The following is a 19,669-nucleotide window of genomic DNA, read 5'->3' as shown; positions in this document are numbered from 1 at the left end:
TTATTCCTTGTCCTTGAGCACATCGGGCAAGTAGGCGCGATGAAAACCGTTGTACGACTCACTGTTCGTCGCCTTGTGAATCGGCCACGCCCGACCGCCGAGGCTCGCCGCGCCGTCGATGCGCAGCGTGCTACCGCTGATGAATGCCGCCGCTGGGCTGAGCAGGAAAACGATCGCCGCGCTGACTTCGGATTCCGTGCCGATGCGCTTGAGCGGCACGTGCTCGCGCAAGGTCGGAATCACCGCTTTGAACGCACCTTCGTAGGTGTCCATGCCGCTCGAGGCCACCCAACCCGGCGCCACCGCGTTGACCCGCACCCCGGCATAACCCCATTCGAAGGCAGCGGTCTTGGTGAGGTTGTCCATGCCCGAGCGCGCTGCGCCCGAGTGGCCCATGCCGGGCATGCCGCCCCACATGTCGGCGAGCATGTTGACGATGGCGCCGCCGTGTTTACTCATCGATTGATTGAACACTTCCCGGGCCATCAGAAAACCGCCCACCAGGTTGGTGCGCATCACGGTTTCGAAACCTTTCTGATTGATCGAGGCCAGCGGCGACGGGTATTGGCCACCAGCATTGTTGACCAGCCCATGAATCGGGCCGTGTTTGCGAATCAGCTCGCTGACCAGATGCTTGACCGCTTCCTCTTCACGAATATCGCAGGTGGCCCAATCCGCCTTGCCACCGTCTTCGGTAATCTCGGCGGCGACGCTTTTCAACTTGTCGGCCTTGCGCCCGACCAGCAGCACATGAGCGCCGAGTGCCGCGAGCTCATGGGCGGTGCACCGGCCGATGCCGCTGCCGCCACCGGTGACGATGATGGTTTGGCCTGCAAAAACATCGGCTTTGAAAATCGAATCGTAGGCCATGGCGACAGTCCTCTAGTTGACCTGGTCGGCGATGCCCTGGGGCACCGGAATCTGGATGTCCAGCAACTGCTGGGCGAAGGCTTTGCCTTGCGGATCGATTCGCAGGCTGGCCACGCCACCGCCGCCTAGGGCGTTCTCCAGGAGAAAATTGAAACTGTGGGTGCCGGGTAAATACCAACGCTCGACACGTCCGTGGATCGGATCAAGGACATGGCTCATCCAGTCGACCATCACCTCGGGCGTCAGGGCCTCGGCGATCCATGGCAGGTACTCGGCCTCACGGGCCATGACGCCGATGTTGCTGTGATTGCCCTTGTCGCCGGAGCGCGCGACGGCGAGTTTGATCAGGGCCACGCTGGCATCGGCGCGGCCTGTGGGTTGCGGCGGGTCGAACGTAACGGGCAAGTCATCCGGGTCGAGCACATCGACGGCGGGCAGGGCGCACGGGTGGCGCTGGCCCTGTAGATCAATTTCCAGCGTGCAGGCGGTTTTGTCGATGAGGAACGAGAACAGCCGGATCAGCGGATACACCGTCGGCCGTCCACCGACAATCCCGGTCAGCCCCGGCGCCATGCCGGTGGCGGCCTGGGCGATTTCCCGGGAGAACACAATCAGTGCCTGTTTGTTCGGATGACGCACCGCGAGTTTGATCACCACTTCGCGGCTGTCCTGGCGTTGGCCGTGGGGGCCGTAAGTGGCCTCGCTGCCCAGGAGTTCGATGTTCACTTCGCTGTAGGGCGCCCAGCCGCGCTGGCTGAAGATGTCCGAGGTCTTGTTGATGATCGCCTGGCTGACCCGTTCCGCCTTGGCCACTGCATCGATCCCGGCGATCAGGCAACTGGCGGTGCAGCGGAAACCGTCCGGGTAGGTCGCGCTGACCTTGTACTGATCGGTGGGCGGCAAGCCTTTCGCGCCGTGCACCTGAACCGCGTTCTTACCTTGTTGCACGAGTTTGACCTGGGTGAAATCGCAGACCACGTCAGGCAGCAGATAAGCCTGGGGGTTGCCGATTTCATAGAGCATCTGTTCGCCGACGGTCAGCGGCGTGACAAGGCCGCCAGAACCCTCGGGTTTGCTGACGATGAACTGGCTGTCGGCGCTGACTTCGACGATGGGGAAACCGATGTGTTCGTAATCGGGCACGTCGCGCCAATCAGTGAAATTACCGCCGGTGCACTGGGCGCCACATTCGATGATGTGCCCGGCCAATGCAGCCTGGGCCAGTTTGTCGTAGTCATGCCAGGACCAGCCGAATTCATGCACCAGCGCGGCACTGACCACGGCGCTGTCGACGACGCGCCCGGTAATGACGATGTCGGCACCCAATCGAAGGGCTTCGACAATGCCCGGGGCGCCGAGGTAGGCGTTGGTCGAGACGCACATCGGCGGCAAGGGCGCGCCGCTGAACATTTCATGCAGGCCGCTGTTGCTCAGCAGTTTGAACTGCGGTTGCAGGTCGTCGCCCAGCAACACGGCGATTTTCAGTGCCACCCCGGCCTTGTCACAGGCCGCTTGCAAGGCCGCGGCGCAGGCCTGTGGATTGACCCCGCCGGCATTGCTGATGACGCGGATTTTTTGTTCGGCGAGTTGCCCCAGCAATGGGCTGAGGACTTCGATGAAGTCGCCCGCATAGCCTGCCTGCGGATCTTTCATCCGTGCGCCGGCCATGATCGACATCGTGATCTCGGCCAAATAGTCGAAGACCAGATAGTCCAGACGCCCACCGTGCACCAGTTGCGCGGCGGCGGTCGAAGTGTCGCCCCAGAACGCGCTGGCGCATCCGATGCGAATCGTTTCTGGCGCAGTCGTTTCCATAACCACCTCCGATAGAAGTGCGTCGAGACTACCAAGCAAGCGCTTGGTTTGTAAATCGCTGAAATATCTTCTGCCCGAGCGCTTGCTTGGTTGCCGTCGCCAGCTTAAATTGCCCGCGCAACCCCGCTGTTTTAGCGGCGGGTGGCGCATTTGATTGATCGACTGTAGGAGAGAATGGGTGGACGAGCAAAAAGCCCTGGGGGTCATGCGCGAATTGGTCGACAACGGCCAATTGACCGACCCCGACAGCGCCCGCGGCAAACTGCTGCAAGTGGCGGCCCACCTGTTCCGCAACAAAGGTTATGAACGCACCACGGTACGCGATCTGGCCGGCGCCGTGGGCATTCAGTCGGGCAGCATTTTTCATCACTTCAAAAGCAAGGACGAAATCCTGCGGGCGGTGATGGAAGAGACCATTCGCTACAACACGGCTTTAATGCACGCCGCCCTGGCCGAAGCCGGCAATGTGCGCGAGCGGGTGCTGGCGCTGATTCGCTGCGAATTGCAGTCGATCATGGGCGGCAGCGGCGAGGCAATGGCGGTGTTGGTGTACGAATGGCGTTCGCTGTCCGAAGACGGGCAGGTGCAGGTGCTGGCGCTGCGCGATATTTATGAAGCGCTTTGGCTACAAGTGTTGGGTGAAGCCAAGGACGCCGGTTTTATCCGTGGGGATGTGTTCATCACGCGTCGTTTTCTAACGGGTGCGTTGTCCTGGACCACCACCTGGTTTCGTGCCGGCGGCAGCATGAGCCTCGATCAATTGGCCGATGAAGCATTGATTCTTGTCCTCGAAGAAAAGTAACAAGTTGTCATGAATCAGCATGAAACTGGCTAAGTGGCCGAAACCGCCTAGCTTGAATGCATTGATGGGTATTTTTTGGGGAGTGGGTTGTATTGATGTCTTCGCCAATTAGAACGGCCACGCGGCTTTTGCTGGCGTCGCTCGTGGCAGTCTGGGTATTGCCGTCCCAGGCAGCACAACTGGTGCGGGTCGGTGCCGCACATTTCCCGCCGTATACCGTGCGCCCGGAATCCGGGGCCGACACTGGCCTGCTGCCGCAATTGGTGGAAGCCTTGAATCAATTGCAGAGCACCTATCAGTTTGTTTTGGTACCCACCTCGATTCCCCGGCGTTTCGGTGATTTCAAGCAAGGTCGAGTCGACATGGCCATTTTCGAGAACCCGGATTGGGGCTGGAAGGACATTCCCCACACCAGCGTCGACATGGGCCTTGAAGACGCCGAGATTTTCGTCGCACAACGCGAGCCCGATCGTCAGCAAAGCTATTTTGCCGACCTCACCGGCAAGCGTCTGGCGCTGTTCAGCGGTTATCACTACGAGTTCGCCAACTTCAATGCCGACCCGAAATTCCTCGCGCAGAACTACGACGCCACGCTGACCTATTCCCATGACAGCAACCTGCTGATGGTGCTGCGTGGGCGGGCAGACATTGCCTTGGTGACGCGTTCCTACCTGAGCGATTACCTGCTACGCAACGAGCAGGTGGCCGATCAGCTGCTGGTGTCTCAACGCATCGATCAGGTGTATCACCACTACGCGATCCTGCGTCCGGCCGCGCCCATCAGCGGCGAGGTGTTCGGCAAGTTGCTGCAAGGGTTGCGGGACAATGGGCAGATGCTGAAGATTTTCGATCCGTACAAGATTGCGGTGGTGCCGGTGCCCAAACCCTGAATGACGCCGCAGGTCGCGTCATTCGTGACTTCACTTAAATTTCCTGCCCCGGCTCACGTCACATGGTTGAACTGTCGACGATTATCGTGAGCCCGACCCATGCCCAATCTGAATGACCTGACTGCCCTGGCCTTGCCCAACGGAAGCCGTCTTGTAGCTGATGAAACCCAGAGTCGCCTGCACCTCAGCCTGGAAGGGCAGCCGCTGATCGAGCTGCACCTGACCCGCGAACCCGATGTGCAGGCGCAGGTCGAAAAGCGCTTCGACACGCCTGAAGGTCAGGCGCTCTGGGCCGCCTGTTATTGGCTGTTTGCCCGTGATCCGGCGTGCCAACACCTGACTTTTCAACTGCAGCAATCGCCCCTCGACGCCTTGGCGAGCGGTTTGCTGATTCCCACCGACACCGCCGGCCAATACCGTTGCGAACGCACCCTGTTCTGGCAGTTGCCCCAGCCATGGCTCAGCCAGGCGCTGACCGACACTTATCCGCAGCAAATGGTCATCAGTGGCGGCAAGCGTCATCCGCTGCGCCCGCTAAAATCACGCGGTGAGGTCTATCGGCGCTTCGATGCGCGGCTCGGTGCCTGGATTTCCCTGCGCACGCTGGATATCGACCGGGACCTGGCACGCTTCAATCGCTGGCAGAACAGCCCGCGGGTCGCGAGTTTCTGGCAGGAAGAGGGCAGCCTCGAGCAGCACCGCGAGTACCTGAATAAACTCGAAGCCGATCCTCACACCCTGACCCTGATCGGTTGTTTCGATGATCAGCCGTTTGCCTATTTCGAAGCCTATTGGGCCAAGGAAGATCGCATCGCGCCGTTCTATGACGCTGGCGATTACGACCGCGGTATCCACATGCTGGTGGGCGAAGAAAATCACCGTGGCCCGCACAAGGTGGCGAGTTGGTTATCGGCGTTGACGCATTACCTGTTTCTAGACGATCCGCGCACCCAGCGAGTGGTCGCCGAGCCTCGTGCCGACAACGCGAAGATGATCGGGTACATGCAGAACCAGGGTTACCACTGCGAGAAAGAGTTCGACTTCCCGCACAAGCGCGCGGCGTTGATGATGCTGGGGCGGGAGCGGTTTTTTGATCGGTGCAAGTTGGCTTGAGGCGCATGACTCAAGGTCTGCACCGACCTTGAGTCAGCCTTCGCGAGCAAGCCCGCTCCCACATGGATCTCCTGTGAACACAAAATCTGTGAACACCCGAGATCCAATGTGGGAGCGGGCTTGCTCGCGAAGGGGGCGACGCAAATTTCAGATCTTAGCGGCGGGCAAAGGTATCCACACGATTGCCCGACACCTTGCGGCAGTGCACCAGCGCATCGCGAATCATGAAGTTCACCAAGGTCGGCGAGACGCCGAGTTCCTTGGCAATGTCCTTTTGCGGCACGCCGTGCAGGCGGTACATCTCGAAGGCGTAGCGGGTGCGGCTGGGCAGCTCCGTCAACGCATCGGCGATGTTTTCCAGGGTCGAAAAATTGATGTGCGAGGTTTCCGGCGAAGCGCCCTGAATCACCACGTTCAGACCTTCCTCTTCCGGCCCGGAGTATTTTTGCTCCAGCGCCTGTTTTCGATAGTGATCGATCGCCAGGTTGCGCACGATCTGGAACAGATAACTGAGCTGAGCCTTGAAGGAGGACGTGATTTGCGGCGCCGATTGCAGCCGGAAAAACGCATCCTGGACGACATCTTCAGCACGCGATCGGCAGCCGGTAATCCGGGCTGCAATTTTGACCAGAATCAGTCGGTTGTCGACGAAGGCCTGAAGTAGCGGTGAATCGCACCTGCTTGTGGATACTTGTTCCGTCATGGAAATCACCCTGCTGCCAATAGGTTGGTGGGGCGGCGGGGGGTGGCCGCCCTACACATCGAGCGACAAATTAGGCTGAATGATAATGATTGTCAATTGAGAAAGAGAACTAATGCTCCTCTAAGGAGCAGAGTGAGAACTGCGACACGCTGTCGCGCTCGCTTGCGACATGCAGCCCCGTTGGCGATCAAGCCGGCCGACTAATTATTTCAAGACGCCATCCGTTCTCATTGGTGAAAGGTGCAGGGTCAAACCCGGCCAAAACAGCATTCCCAATGCCTTGCGCAGTCGGCGAAGACCGCGTCCTGCATGCCCTTTAGTGGGCGTGACGTAAGAAAACCGATTCCATTTGCAAGCCGAATTCAGGCAGGAAACCTCATGACCGACGCGTTCGAACTCCCAAGCAATCTGGTCCAAGCCCTCCAGCGCCGCGCGGCCCTGACGCCGGATCGGGTGGCCTTGCGTTTTCTCGCCGACACCCCGGAAGAGGCCGTGGTGCTCAGTTATCGCGAGCTGGATCAGCGGGCGCGAACCATTGCCGGTGCGTTGCAGGCCGAGGCTGAATTCGGTGATCGCGCCGTGCTGCTGTTCCCTAGCGGCCCGGATTACGTCGCGGCATTTTTTGGCTGCCTGTACGCCGGGGTGATCGCCGTGCCGGCTTATCCACCGGAGTCGGCTAAACGTCATCACCAGGAACGCCTGTTGTCGATCATCGGCGATGCCGAGCCGCGCCTGCTGCTGACCAGCGCCGGATTGCGCGACGCCTTGCTGCAGATTGAAGGTGCGCCGCCGCTGTTGTGCGTCGACACCCTCGACGGTGCCTTGGCCGACAGCTGGGTCGAGCCGAGCCTGGCTGACGACCACATCGCCTTCCTGCAATACACCTCCGGTTCCACCGCGTTGCCCAAAGGGGTGCAAGTCAGTCACGGCAACCTGGTGGCCAATGAACTGCTGATCCGTCATGGTTTCGGCATCGATCTGAACCCGGACGACGTGATCGTCAGCTGGCTGCCGCTGTACCACGACATGGGCCTGATCGGCGGTCTGTTGCAGCCGATTTTCAGCGGCGTGCCGTGCGTGTTGATGTCGCCGGCGTACTTCCTCGGTCGACCGTTGCGCTGGCTGGAAGCGATCAGCGAATACGGCGGCACCATCAGCGGCGGCCCGGATTTCGCCTATCGCCTGTGCAGTGAACGCGTCAGCGAATCGGCGCTGGAGCGCCTCGATCTGAGCGGCTGGCGCGTCGCGTATTCCGGCTCCGAACCGATTCGTCTCGACACCCTGGATCGCTTCGGCGAAAAGTTCGCGGCGTGCGGTTTCACCACCGACAGCTTCATGGCGTCTTACGGGTTGGCCGAAGCCACCTTGTTCGTTGCCGGAACCCCGCGCGGTCAGGGCATCGGCAAACTGCGCGTGGACGATCAAGCCTTGGCCCAAAAACGTGCAGAGGCCGGCGAAGGCAGCGCGATCATGAGTTGCGGCATCAGTCAGCCGGATCACGCGGTGTTGATTGTCGACCCGGTCGCGCTCAATGAGCTCGCCGACAACGCGGTCGGCGAAGTCTGGGCTGCCGGGCCGAGCATCGCCCATGGCTACTGGCGCAACCCCGAGGCCAGCGCCAAGACCTTCGTCCAGCACAACGACCGGACCTGGCTGCGCACGGGCGATCTGGGTTTCATGCGTGACGGTGAACTGTTCATCACCGGGCGCCTGAAAGACATGCTGATCGTTCGCGGTCACAACCTGTACCCGCAGGACATCGAACAGACCGTCGAGCGCGAAGTGGAAGTGGTGCGCAAAGGTCGCGTAGCCGCTTTCGCCGTCAACATCGACGGTCAGGAGGGCATAGGCATCGCCGCGGAAATCAGCCGCAGCGTGCAAAAAATTCTCCCGCCCGACGCGTTGATCAAAGCCATCCGCCAAGCGGTGGCCGAAGCGTATCAGGAAGCGCCGAGCGTGGTGGTGCTGCTCAATCCCGGCGCATTGCCCAAGACCTCCAGCGGCAAGCTGCAACGTTCGGCCTGCCGCAATCGTCTGGCGGACGGCAGCCTCGACAGCTATGCGCTGTTCCCTTCGGCAGACGTACAGGGCGAATCCAAAGCCGAATCAAGTTCCGAGCTGGAAGCCTTGATCGGCCAGATCTGGAGCGAGCAACTGCAGGTCAAACAGGTCAACGCTGACGAACACTTCTTCCTGCTCGGTGGCAATTCCATCGCCGCCACTCAAGTGGTCGCGCGCCTGCGTGAAGCACTGGGTCTGGAGCTGAACCTGCGCCTGCTCTTCGAAGCGCCAACCCTCGGCGCCTTCACCGCCGCGGTCGCTCAGTTGCAACAGGACGGCGGGCTGGCCCAGGGCGCGATCACCCCGCTGTCGCGCAACGAACCGATGCCGCAATCCCTAGCGCAAAACCGTCTTTGGATCACTTGGCAACTCGACCCGCACAGCAGCGCCTACAACATTCCCGGGGCCTTGCGCCTGCGTGGCGAGCTGGACGAAGACGCCTTGCGCGCCAGTTTCCAGCAGTTGATCGAGCGTCATGAATCCCTGCGCACGCGCTTCTTCGAGCGGGACGGCGTGGCGCTGCAACAGGTCGATGCGGCGGGCGAATTCAACCTGCAATTGATCGACATCAGCGACCTGCCCGCCACCGAGCGTGAAGCCCGCGCGCTGCAAATCCGTGAGGACGAAGCTCGCACCCAATTCGATCTGGAGAAAGGCCCGCTGCTGTGGGTGACGCTGGTGCGCCTCGACGACGAGGACCATCAACTGCTGGTGACGATGCATCACATCATCGCCGATGGCTGGTCGCTGAATGTGCTGATCGACGAGTTCTCGCGCCTGTACGCCGCGGCCTCCCAAGGACAAAAGGCCACGCTTTGCGCCTTGCCGACGCAATACGCCGACTACGGCAGCTGGCAGCGTCAATGGCTGGCGCAAGGGGAGGGCGAGCGTCAACTCGCCTACTGGAAAGCGCAGCTGGGCGAAGAACATCCAACGCTGAACCTGGCCACCGATCATCCTCGCTCGGCGCAGCACATTCACAGCGCCGACCGCCACTCGATAAAGCTCGCCGCGACCTTGAGCGATGCCATTCGCCAGACCGCCCAGGCGCATGAATCGACGACGTTCATGCTGTTGCTTGCCGCGTTCCAGAGCCTGTTGCACCGCTACAGCGGCCAGCGCGACATCCGCATCGGCGTGCCGAATGCCAACCGCCCGCGCCTGGAAACCCAAGGGCTGATCGGCTTCTTCATCAACACCCAGGTGCTGCGTGCCGAGGTGGATTCGCGCCTGTCATTCGTGGAACTGTTGGCGCAAACCCGCCAAGCCGCGCTGGGTGCACAAACGCATCAGGATCTGCCGTTCGAGCAACTGCTCGAAGCCTTCCCGCAAGCTCGCGAACAAGGCCTGTTCCAGGTGATGTTCAACCACCAGCAACGGGACTTGAGCACACTGCGCCGTCTGCCTGGATTGCTCTCCGAAGAACTGCCGTGGCACAGCCGCGAAGCCAAGTTCGACCTGCAACTGCACAGCGAAGAAGACCAGAAGGGTCGCCTGAGCCTGTCCTTCGACTACGCCAGCGAGCTGTTCGACGCGACGACCATCGAGCGTCTGGCCGAGCATTTCAGCAACCTGCTGCGGGCCATTTGCGAGCAACCGTCCACCGCCATCGGCGACCTGCCACTGCTGAGCGCAAGCGAACACGGACAACAAACTGCCTGGAGCGCCGCACCGTGCACACCGGCCAGCCAATGGCTGCCGGAGTTGCTCAATGAACAGGCGCGCCAGACCCCGGAACGCACCGCGCTGGTGTGGGACGGCGGCAGCCTCGATTTCGCCGAGCTGCATACTCAGGCCAACCGTCTGGCGCATTACCTGCGCGACAAAGGCGTCGGCCCGGACGTTTGCGTGGCCATCGCCGCCGAGCGTTCGCCGCAGTTGCTGATCGGTCTGCTGGCGATCATCAAGGCCGGTGGCGCCTATGTGCCGCTGGACCCGGATTACCCGGCCGAACGTCTGGCCTACATGCTCAGCGACAGCGGCGTCGAGTTGTTGCTGACCCAGACCCAATTGCTCGAACGCCTGCCGGCCACCGACGGCGTCAGCGTGATCGCCATGGACGCCTTGCATCTTGAGAGCTGGCCAAGCCAGGCGCCAGGCCTGCACCTGCACGGGGACAACCTCGCCTACGTGATTTACACCTCCGGTTCCACCGGCCAACCGAAGGGCGTCGGCAACACCCACGCAGCGCTCGCCGAGCGGCTGCAATGGATGCAGAACACCTACGGTTTGAACGACACCGACGTGCTGATGCAAAAAGCCCCGATCAGTTTCGACGTGTCGGTGTGGGAGTGCTTCTGGCCGCTGATCACCGGGGCGCGCTTGCTGATTGCCGGCCCCGGCGAGCACCGCGACCCGCATCGCATCGCGCAGCTGGTCCAGCAATACGGCGTGACCACGCTGCACTTCGTACCGCCGCTGCTTTCGTTGTTCATCGATGAGCCGCTGACCGCCGAATGCGCCAGCCTGCGCCGGGTGTTCTCCGGTGGCGAAGCCTTGCCCGCCGAACTGCGCAACCGCGTGCTGGAACAGCTGCCGGCCGTGCAATTGCACAACCGCTACGGCCCGACCGAAACCGCGATCAATGTTACCCATTGGCGCTGCACAACCGCCGATGGCGAACGCTCGCCGATAGGCCGTCCGTTGGGCAACGTGCTGTGCCGCGTGCTCGACAGCGACCTCAACCCGGTGCCGGCCGGCGTGCCGGGTGAGCTGTGCATCAGCGGTATTGGTCTGGCTCGCGGTTACTTGGGCCGTCCGGGCCTGACCGCCGAACGGTTTATTGTCGATCCATTGGGCGAGTTGGGCGCACGTCTGTACCGCACCGGTGACCGTGCGCGCTGGACGGCGGAGGGCGTGATCGAATACCTCGGTCGTCTCGATCAGCAAGTCAAACTGCGCGGCTTCCGTGTCGAGCCTGAAGAAATCGAAGCCCGTTTGCTGGCCCAGGCGGGCGTTGCCCAAGCCGTGGTGCTGGTGCGCGAAACCGCCGCCGGTGGCCAGTTGATCGGTTACTACACTGCCACCGAAACCAGCGAAACCAGCGAAACCGAAGACACGCAAACCGCACGCCTGAAAACCGCGCTGGCGGCCGAACTGCCGGACTACATGGTCCCGGCACAGCTGATGCGTCTGGACGAAATGCCCCTGAGCCCGAGCGGCAAACTCGACCGGCGTGCCCTGCCCGAACCGCAATGGCAAGTGCGCGAACACGTCGAGCCGGTCACTGCGCTGGAGCAGCAAATCGCCGGCATTTGGCGCGAAGTGCTGGGCCTTGCGCAGATCGGCCTGCGCGACGATTTCTTCGCCCTCGGCGGTCATTCGTTGTTGGCCACGCAAATCATTTCCCGTACCCGTCAGGCCTGCGACGTCGAGTTGCCGCTGCGGGCGCTGTTCGAAAACAGTGAGCTGGGCGCGTTTGCCGAACAGGTTCAACGGATCCAGGCCAGCGGCAACACCAACCAGCAACCGCCGATCGAGAAAGTCGACCGCCGCCAACCGGTGCCGCTGTCTTACTCCCAGCAGCGCATGTGGTTCCTCTGGCAGATGGAGCCGGACAGCCCGGCCTACAACGTCGGTGGTATGGCGCGCTTGCGTGGCGTGTTGGATGTCGGGCGTTTCGAAGCGGCGTTGCAAGCGCTGATCATGCGTCACGAAACCCTGCGCACCACGTTCCCGAGCATCGACGGCGTGGCCCGGCAACAGGTGCATGCGCAAACCGGTCTGCGCATGGACTGGAAGGACTTCTCGGCGCTGGAGGCTGACAGCCGTGAGCAACGGGTGCAGCAACTGGCTGACGACGAGGCGCATAAACCATTCGATCTGGAAACCGGTCCGCTGCTGCGCGCCTGCCTGGTCAAGACCGCCGAGCACGAACATTACCTGGTGCTGACCCTGCACCACATCGTCACCGAAGGCTGGGCGATGGACATCTTTGCCCGGGAACTGAGCGCGCTGTACGAAGCGTTCGTCGATGACCGCGAATCGCCGTTGGCACCGCTGCCGGTGCAGTACCTGGATTACAGCGTCTGGCAGCGCCAGTGGCTGGAGTCCGGCGAGCGCCAGCGCCAGCTCGACTACTGGACCGCGCAACTGGGCCGCGAACATCCGCTGCTGGAACTGCCCGCCGACCGTCCACGTCCGCCGGTGCAAAGTCATCAGGGCGAACTGTTCCGTTTCGACCTGAGCGATGACCTCGCCGGGCGGGTGCGCGCCTTCAACGCGCAAAACGGCCTGACCCTGTTCATGACCATGACCGCCGCGCTGGCCGTGCTGCTTTACCGCTACAGCGGCCAGACCGACCTGCGCATCGGCGCGCCGGTGGCCAACCGGATTCGCCCGGAAAGCGAAGGGCTGATCGGGGCGTTCCTCAACACCCAAGTGTTGCGTTGCCAGCTAGACGGACAAATGTCCGTGGCTGAATTGTTCGAGCAGGTCCGCCACACCGTGATCGAAGGCCAGTCCCATCAGGACTTGCCATTCGATCACTTGGTAGAAGCCTTGCAGCCACCGCGCAGCGCCGCTTATAACCCGCTGTTCCAGGTGATGTGCAACGTGCAGCGCTGGGAGTTCCAGCAAAGCCGCACCCTGGCCGGCATGACCGTCGAGTACTTGGCCAACGATGCCCGGGCGACCAAGTTCGACCTCAACCTGGAAGTCACCGACCTCGATCATCGACTGGGTTGCTGCCTGACTTACAGCACCGATTTGTTCGATGAACCGCGCATTGCGCGCATGGCCGGGCACTGGAGCAATCTGCTGGAAGCGTTGCTGACCGATCCGCAACAGCGCCTCAGCGAACTGCCGTTGCTTGAAGCCGGCGAACAGCAAAAGCTGTTGGACAGCCTTGGCGTCGAACCGGGCGAGCATCGCCTCGATCAATGCATCCATCACCTGTTCAGCGAGCAGGCGCTGGCCCGCAAGGATGCTCCGGCGCTGACTTTTGCAGGTGAAACCCTGAGCTACGCCGAACTCGACAGCCGCGCCAATCGCCTGGCCTGGATGCTTCGCGAGCGCGGTGTTGGCCCGCAGGTTCGCGTTGGTCTGGCGCTTGAGCGTTCACTGGAAATGGTCGTCGGCCTGCTGGCGATCCTCAAGGCCGGCGGTGCTTATGTGCCGCTGGACCCGGAATACCCGCTCGATCGCCTGCACTACATGATCGAGGACAGCGGCATCGGTTTGCTGCTCAGCGATGCGGCAATGTTCGACGCGCTTGGCGAATTGCCGGCCACCGTCGGCCGTTGGTGCCTCGAAGAAGACGCCGCCGGGTTGGCCGATTACCCGGCCACCGAACTGCCGTTTATCAGCCTGCCGCAACATCAGGCGTACCTGATTTACACCTCAGGATCGACCGGCAAGCCAAAAGGCGTGGTGGTGTCCCACGGTGAAATCGCCATGCATTGCCGCGCCGTGATCGAGCGTTTCGGCATGCGTCCGGACGATTGCGAGCTGCATTTCTATTCGATCAACTTCGACGCTGCGACCGAGCGTTTGCTGGTGCCATTGTTGAGTGGCGCGCACGTTGTCCTGCGCGCCCAAGGCCAATGGGACGCGGAAGAGATCTGTGGCCTGATCCGTCGCCACCACATCAACATCCTCGGTTTCACCCCCAGCTACGGCAGCCAGTTGGCGCAATGGCTGGCGACCCAGGGCGAAACCCTGCCGGTGCGCATGTGCATCACCGGCGGCGAAGCCCTGACCGGTGAACACCTGACACGAATTCGTGCGGCGTTCAAACCGAGCCTGTTTTTCAACGCTTACGGTCCGACCGAAACCGTGGTCATGCCGCTGGCAAGTCTGGCACCCGAACATCTGGAAGAAGGCTTAGGCAGCGTGCCGATCGGCAGCGTGATCGGCGCGCGGGTGGCCTACATCCTCGACGCGGACCTGGCCTTGGTGCCGCAAGGCGCGACCGGCGAGTTGTACGTCGGCGGTGCCGGCCTGGCGCAGGGTTATCACGAGCGTCCGGGCATGACCGCCGAGCGATTCGTGGCGGATCCGTTCGCCGCCGATGGCGGACGTCTGTACCGCACTGGCGACCTGGTGCGCCAGCGTGCCGATGGCTTGGTGGAGTACCTGGGGCGCATCGACCATCAAGTGAAGATTCGCGGTTTCCGCATCGAACTGGGGGAGATCGAAACCCGTCTGCTCGAACATGAGTCGATTCGCGAAGCCGTGGTCCTGGCCCTCGACGCACCGAGCGGCAAACAACTGGTCGGCTATCTGGTCACTGAAGTCGCCGACCAGGACGAAGCGCAACAAGCAGTACTGCGCGAAGCCTTGAAGCATCACCTCAAGTCGCAACTGCCGGATTACATGGTGCCGACGCACCTGATCCTGCTGGCCAGTATGCCGCTGACCGCCAACGGCAAACTCGACCGTCGCGCCTTGCCTGCGCCGGACCCGGAGCTGAACCGTCAGCAGTACGTGGCGCCGAGCAGTGAGCTTGAACTGACGTTGGCCGCGATCTGGTGCGAAGTGCTGAACGTTTTGCAGGTCGGCCTCAACGACAACTTTTTCGAACTGGGCGGCGACTCAATTCTGTCGATCCAGGTGGTCAGCCGTGCGCGGCAACAGGGCATTCATTTCAGTCCGCGTGATCTGTTCCAGCACCAGACCGTGCAGACCCTGGCTGCCGTGGCGACCCGCACCGAGCAGGTCACCGCCGAGCAAGGCCTGCTCACTGGCGAATCGCGTCTGACGCCGATTCAGCACTGGTTCTTCGACACTGACATTCCCGAGCGTCAGCACTGGAACCAGGCGTTGCTGCTGGAGCCGACCGTCGCGCTGGAGCCCCATCGCCTGGAGCAAGCGCTGCTGGCAGTGATCGAACAGCACGATGCCTTGCGGTTGCGCTTCAGCCAAACCGACGCGCAATGGCGCGCCGAGCATCAAGCGATTTTCGACGTGTCGGTGTTGTGGCAAGTGCGTGTTTCGGCCATGGACAAATGCGCCGCGCTGTTCGCCGACGCGCAGCGCAGCCTCGACCTCGAGCACGGGCCACTGATGCGTGTGCTGCTGGTTGATGGTCCCGAGGGCCAACAACGGCTGTTCATCGCCATTCACCACCTGGTGGTGGACGGTGTTTCGTGGCGGGTGTTGCTGGACGATCTGCAAACCGTCTACCGTCAACTGGACGCCGGGCAGTCGGTCAAACTGCCGGCGAAAACCAGTGCGTTCAAGGATTGGTCGGCACGCTTGCAGGCGTACGCCGGCAGCGAATCCCTGCGTGAAGAACTGAGCTGGTGGCAGTCGCAACTGGCCGGGCCGAACGCCCAATTGCCCTGTGATCGTCCTGAGGGCGGTCGGCAAAACCGGCATGCGCAAACCGTCAGCGTGCGCCTCGATGCCGAGCGTACTCGCCAGTTGCTGCAACAGGCGCCGAGTGCCTATCGCACGCAAGTCAACGACCTGCTGCTGACCGCGTTGGCCCGTGTGCTGTGCAAATGGAACGGAGAGGAATCGGCGCTGATTCAACTCGAAGGCCACGGCCGCGAAACCCTGTTCGACGAGATCGACCTGACCCGCACCGTCGGCTGGTTCACCAGCGCTTATCCATTACGTCTCGTGCCGGCGAACGGGCAGGGCGCCTCGATCAAGGCGATCAAGGAACAACTGCGTGGCGTGCCGCATAAAGGCCTGGGGTATGGCGTGCTGCGTTACCTGGCCGATGATCTGAGTCGTCAGACCCTGGCCGCGTTGCCGGTGGCGCCGATCACCTTCAACTACCTCGGTCAGTTCGACCAGAGCTTCGGCGCGGACGCCTTGTTTCGTCCGCTGGATGAACCGGTCGGCGCGGCCCACGATCCGCAGGCGCCGCTGCCCAATGAACTGAGCGTCGACAGTCAGGTGTACGGCGGTGAGCTGGTGCTGCGCTGGACCTTCAGCGCCGAACGCCACGATCTGCAGACCATCTCCGACTTGGCGAATGCTTACCTGGGCGAACTGCACAGCCTGATCGAACATTGCCTGCAAGACGATGCCGGCGGCCTCACGCCGTCGGATTTCCCGCTGGCCAGACTGACTCAGCCGCAGTTGGATGCGCTGCCGATTCCGGCCGCCGTCATCGAAGACGTCTACCCGCTGACCCCGATGCAGGAAGGCATGCTGTTGCACACCTTGCTGGAACCGGGCACTGGCCTCTACTACATGCAGGACCGCTACCGCATCAACAGCGAACTCGATCCGCAGCGTTTCGCAGAAGCCTGGCAAGCGGTGATCGCCCGTCACGAAGCCTTGCGTGCATCGTTCTGCTGGAACGTCGGCGAAGAGATGCTGCAAGTGATCCACAAACCCGGCAGCACGCCGATCGAGGTCCTCGACTGGACGGAAATTGCCGAAGCCGAGCAAGAGCCGAAACTGCAAGCGCTGCTCAAAAGCGAGCGAGAAGCCGGGTTCGATCTGCTCAACCAGGCGCCGTTCCACCTGCGCCTGATCAAGGTCGGCGCAGCGCGCTACTGGTTCATGATGAGCAATCACCACATCCTGATTGATGCCTGGTGCCGTTCGCTGCTGATGAACGATTTCTTCGAGATCTACACCGCCCTCGGTGAAGGCCGGGAAGCACAGCTGGCCGTGCCGCCGCGTTATCGCGACTACATTGGCTGGCTGCAACGCCAGAGCCTGGCCGAAGCACGGCAGTGGTGGAAAACCAACCTGCAAGGTTTCGAGCGGACCACGCCGATCCCGAGCGACCGACCGTTCCTGCGTGAACATGCCGGTGCAAGCGGCGGCATGATCGTCGGTGACCGCTATACGCGTCTCGATGCTCGCGACGGTGCGCGACTGCGCGAACTGGCGCAGGCGCATCAACTGACCATCAACACCTTCGCCCAAGCGGCGTGGGCGCTGGTGCTACGACGCTTGAGCGGTGATCGCGACGTGCTGTTCGGCGTCACGGTGGCCGGGCGTCCGGTGGACATGCCGCAGATGCAGCGCACCGTCGGGCTGTTCATCAACAGCATCGCGCTACGGGTGAAGATGCCCGAAGACGATCAGCGTTGCAGCGTGCGCCAGTGGTTGAGCGGCTTGCTCGACAGCAACATGCAACTGCGCGAGTACGAATACCTGCCGCTGGTGACCATCCAGGAAAACAGCGAACTGCCCAAGGGCCAACCGCTGTTCGACAGCCTGTTCGTGTTCGAAAACGCCCCGGTGGAAGTCTCGGTGCTGGACCGTGCGCAGAGCCTCAATGCCACGTCGGATTCGGGCCGCACCCACACCAACTTCCCGCTGACGGCGGTCTGCTATCCGGGCGATGACCTGGGACTGCACCTGTCTTACGACCAGCGTTATTTCGACGAATCGACCGTCGAGCGCATGCTCGGCGAGTTCAAGCGTCTGCTGCTGGCGCTGGTCGACGGTTTCCATGGCGACATGGCTGATTTGCCGTTATTGGGTGCCGAGGAACAGGACTTCCTGATCCATGGCTGCAACCAGAGCGAGCACGACTACCCGCTGGAGCAAAGCTATGTCGCGTTGTTCGAAGCGCAGGTCGCCCAGCATCCCCAGCGGATTGCCGCCAGTTGCCTGGATCAGCAGCACAGTTATGTCGAGCTGAACCAGCGCAGCAACCGCCTCGGTCATGCGTTGATCGCGGCCGGGGTAGGGCTGGATCAACCGGTGGCGTTGCTGGCCGAACGTCACCTCGATCTGCTCGGCATGATCATCGGCAGCTTCAAGGCCGGCGCCGGTTATCTGCCGCTGGACCCGGGGCTGCCGAGTCAGCGTCTGAGCCGGATCATCGACCTGAGCCGCACGCCGTTGCTGGTCTGCACGCAGGCCTGTCGTGAACAGGCAGTCGCGCTATTGGATGAGTTCAGTTGCGCCCATCGGCCGAAGTTACTGGTCTGGGAAGAGGTGCAGGCGAGCGGTGTGTCGGTGGCGAATCCTGGCATCTATAGCGGCCCGGACAACCTCGCTTATGTGATCTACACCTCGGGTTCTACCGGTTTGCCGAAAGGTGTGATGGTCGAGCAGTGCGGCATGCTCAACAACCAATTGAGCAAGGTGCCGTACCTGAATCTCAGCGATGTCGACGTGATCGCCCAGACCGCTTCGCAAAGCTTCGACATTTCGGTCTGGCAGTTCCTCGCCGCGCCGCTGTTCGGGGCGCGGGTGGACATTGTGCCGAACACCATCGCCCATGATCCGCAAGGGTTGCTGGCGCATGTCTCGGCCCAGGGCATCACGGTGCTGGAAAGCGTGCCGTCGCTGATTCAGGGCATGCTCGCCCAGGAACGCATGTGCCTCGAAGGCCTGCGTTGGATGTTGCCGACGGGTGAAGCGATGCCGCCGGAGCTGGCGCACCAGTGGCTGCTGCGTTACCCGGATATCGGGCTGGTGAACGCCTATGGCCCGGCGGAATGCTCGGACGACGTGGCGTTCTTCCGCGTTGACATGGCCTCGACCCGTGGCAGTTATCTGCCCATCGGTACGCCGACCGACAACAACCGTTTGTACCTGCTCGATGGCGCGCTGGACCTGGTGCCGTTGGGTGCGGTGGGCGAGTTGTGCGTCGCCGGCACCGGGGTCGGGCGCGGTTATGTCAGCGATCCATTGCGCACCGCGCAGGTGTTTGTGCCGAACCCGTTTGGCGCGCCGGGGGATCGTCTGTATCGCACCGGCGACCTGGCCCGTCGTCGCAGTGACGGCGTGCTGGAATACGTCGGGCGTATCGACCATCAAGTGAAAATCCGCGGTTACCGCATCGAGCTGGGTGAAATCGAAGCGCGTCTGCATGAGCAACCGGAAGTGCGCGAAGCGGCGGTCGGTGTGCAGGAAGGCGTGAATGGCAAGCACCTGGTCGGCTATTTGGTAGCGGCTGATTCATTGATCAATCCAACCGAGCGACTGGAACGCATCAAGCAACGTCTGCGCGCCGAACTGCCGGAGTACATGGTGCCGCTGCACTGGTTGTGGCTGGAGCGGATGCCGCTCAATGCCAACGGCAAACTCGACCGCAAGGCGCTGCCGGCGCTGGAGATCGGCCAGTTGCAGAGCCAGGATTACCAGGCGCCGCGCACCGAGCTGGAGCAGACATTGGTGGCTATCTGGGCCGAGGTGCTGAAGGTCGAGAAGGTCGGCGTGCAGGACAACTTCTTCGAACTGGGCGGGCATTCGTTGCTGGCGACGCAGATTGCTTCACGGGTGCAGAAAGCCTTGCAACGCGATGTGCCGTTGCGGGCGATGTTCGAGTGCAGCACGGTGGCGGAGTTGGCCGAGTACATCGACGGGTTGGTGGCGAGTGACATCACCGAAGAGAAGGTGGATCGCCTCAATGACCTGATGGCGGAGCTGGAAGGGTTTTGATTCTCTAAGGTCTGTGCGGGCCCCTTCGCGGGCAAGCCTCGCTCCTACAGGTGGTTGCATATCCCTGTAGGAGCGAGGCTTGCCCGCGAAGGCGACATTGAAATT

Annotated in this window: 7 protein-coding genes; 4 read left to right on the top strand and 3 right to left on the bottom strand. The window is 62.1% G+C overall.

Annotation, left to right across the window (positions count from 1 at the left end):
* Together ACA051_RS20385 and ACA051_RS20380 are read right to left on the bottom strand one after the other, a co-directional pair.
* Positions 1-870: an SDR family oxidoreductase gene (locus tag ACA051_RS20385; RefSeq protein WP_497371649.1), complete on the bottom strand. Its 870-nt coding sequence runs from the start codon at positions 868-870 to the stop codon at positions 1-3.
* 12 nt (positions 871-882) lie between these two features.
* The gene (locus ACA051_RS20380; protein ID WP_497304283.1) at positions 883-2,685 is read right to left on the bottom strand and encodes an acyclic terpene utilization AtuA family protein; all 1,803 of its coding nucleotides are present in this window, start codon (positions 2,683-2,685) and stop codon (positions 883-885) included.
* 178 nt (positions 2,686-2,863) lie between these two features.
* Here ACA051_RS20380 and ACA051_RS20375 point away from each other — a divergent pair, with 178 nt between their 5' ends.
* From ACA051_RS20375 to ACA051_RS20365, 3 genes are all read left to right on the top strand, one after another.
* Complete coding sequence (locus tag ACA051_RS20375) at positions 2,864-3,487, top strand: TetR/AcrR family transcriptional regulator (protein ID WP_497304282.1); 624 nt, start codon at positions 2,864-2,866, stop codon at positions 3,485-3,487.
* Between the two features lie 95 nt (positions 3,488-3,582).
* A complete protein-coding gene (locus ACA051_RS20370; protein WP_497304280.1) occupies positions 3,583-4,377 on the top strand; it encodes a substrate-binding periplasmic protein in 795 nt (264 codons plus the stop codon).
* A gap of 99 nt (positions 4,378-4,476) precedes the next feature.
* Positions 4,477-5,490 (top strand): GNAT family N-acetyltransferase, encoded by a 1,014-nt coding sequence (locus ACA051_RS20365; protein WP_497304278.1) that lies wholly within the window; start codon positions 4,477-4,479, stop codon positions 5,488-5,490.
* Between the two features lie 154 nt (positions 5,491-5,644).
* Here ACA051_RS20365 and ACA051_RS20360 read toward each other — a convergent pair whose 3' ends face one another.
* The gene (locus tag ACA051_RS20360; protein ID WP_010461205.1) at positions 5,645-6,193 is read right to left on the bottom strand and encodes an RNA polymerase factor sigma-70; all 549 of its coding nucleotides are present in this window, start codon (positions 6,191-6,193) and stop codon (positions 5,645-5,647) included.
* A gap of 378 nt (positions 6,194-6,571) precedes the next feature.
* Between ACA051_RS20360 and ACA051_RS20355 the strand changes: the two genes are divergently transcribed.
* Complete coding sequence (locus ACA051_RS20355; RefSeq protein WP_497371647.1) at positions 6,572-19,564, top strand: non-ribosomal peptide synthetase; 12,993 nt, start codon at positions 6,572-6,574, stop codon at positions 19,562-19,564.
* Positions 19,565-19,669: the final 105 nt, after the last annotated feature.

The organism is Pseudomonas sp. LBUM1669 (assembly GCF_059695705.1).
This window is presented reverse-complemented; position numbering and strand designations above follow the sequence as displayed.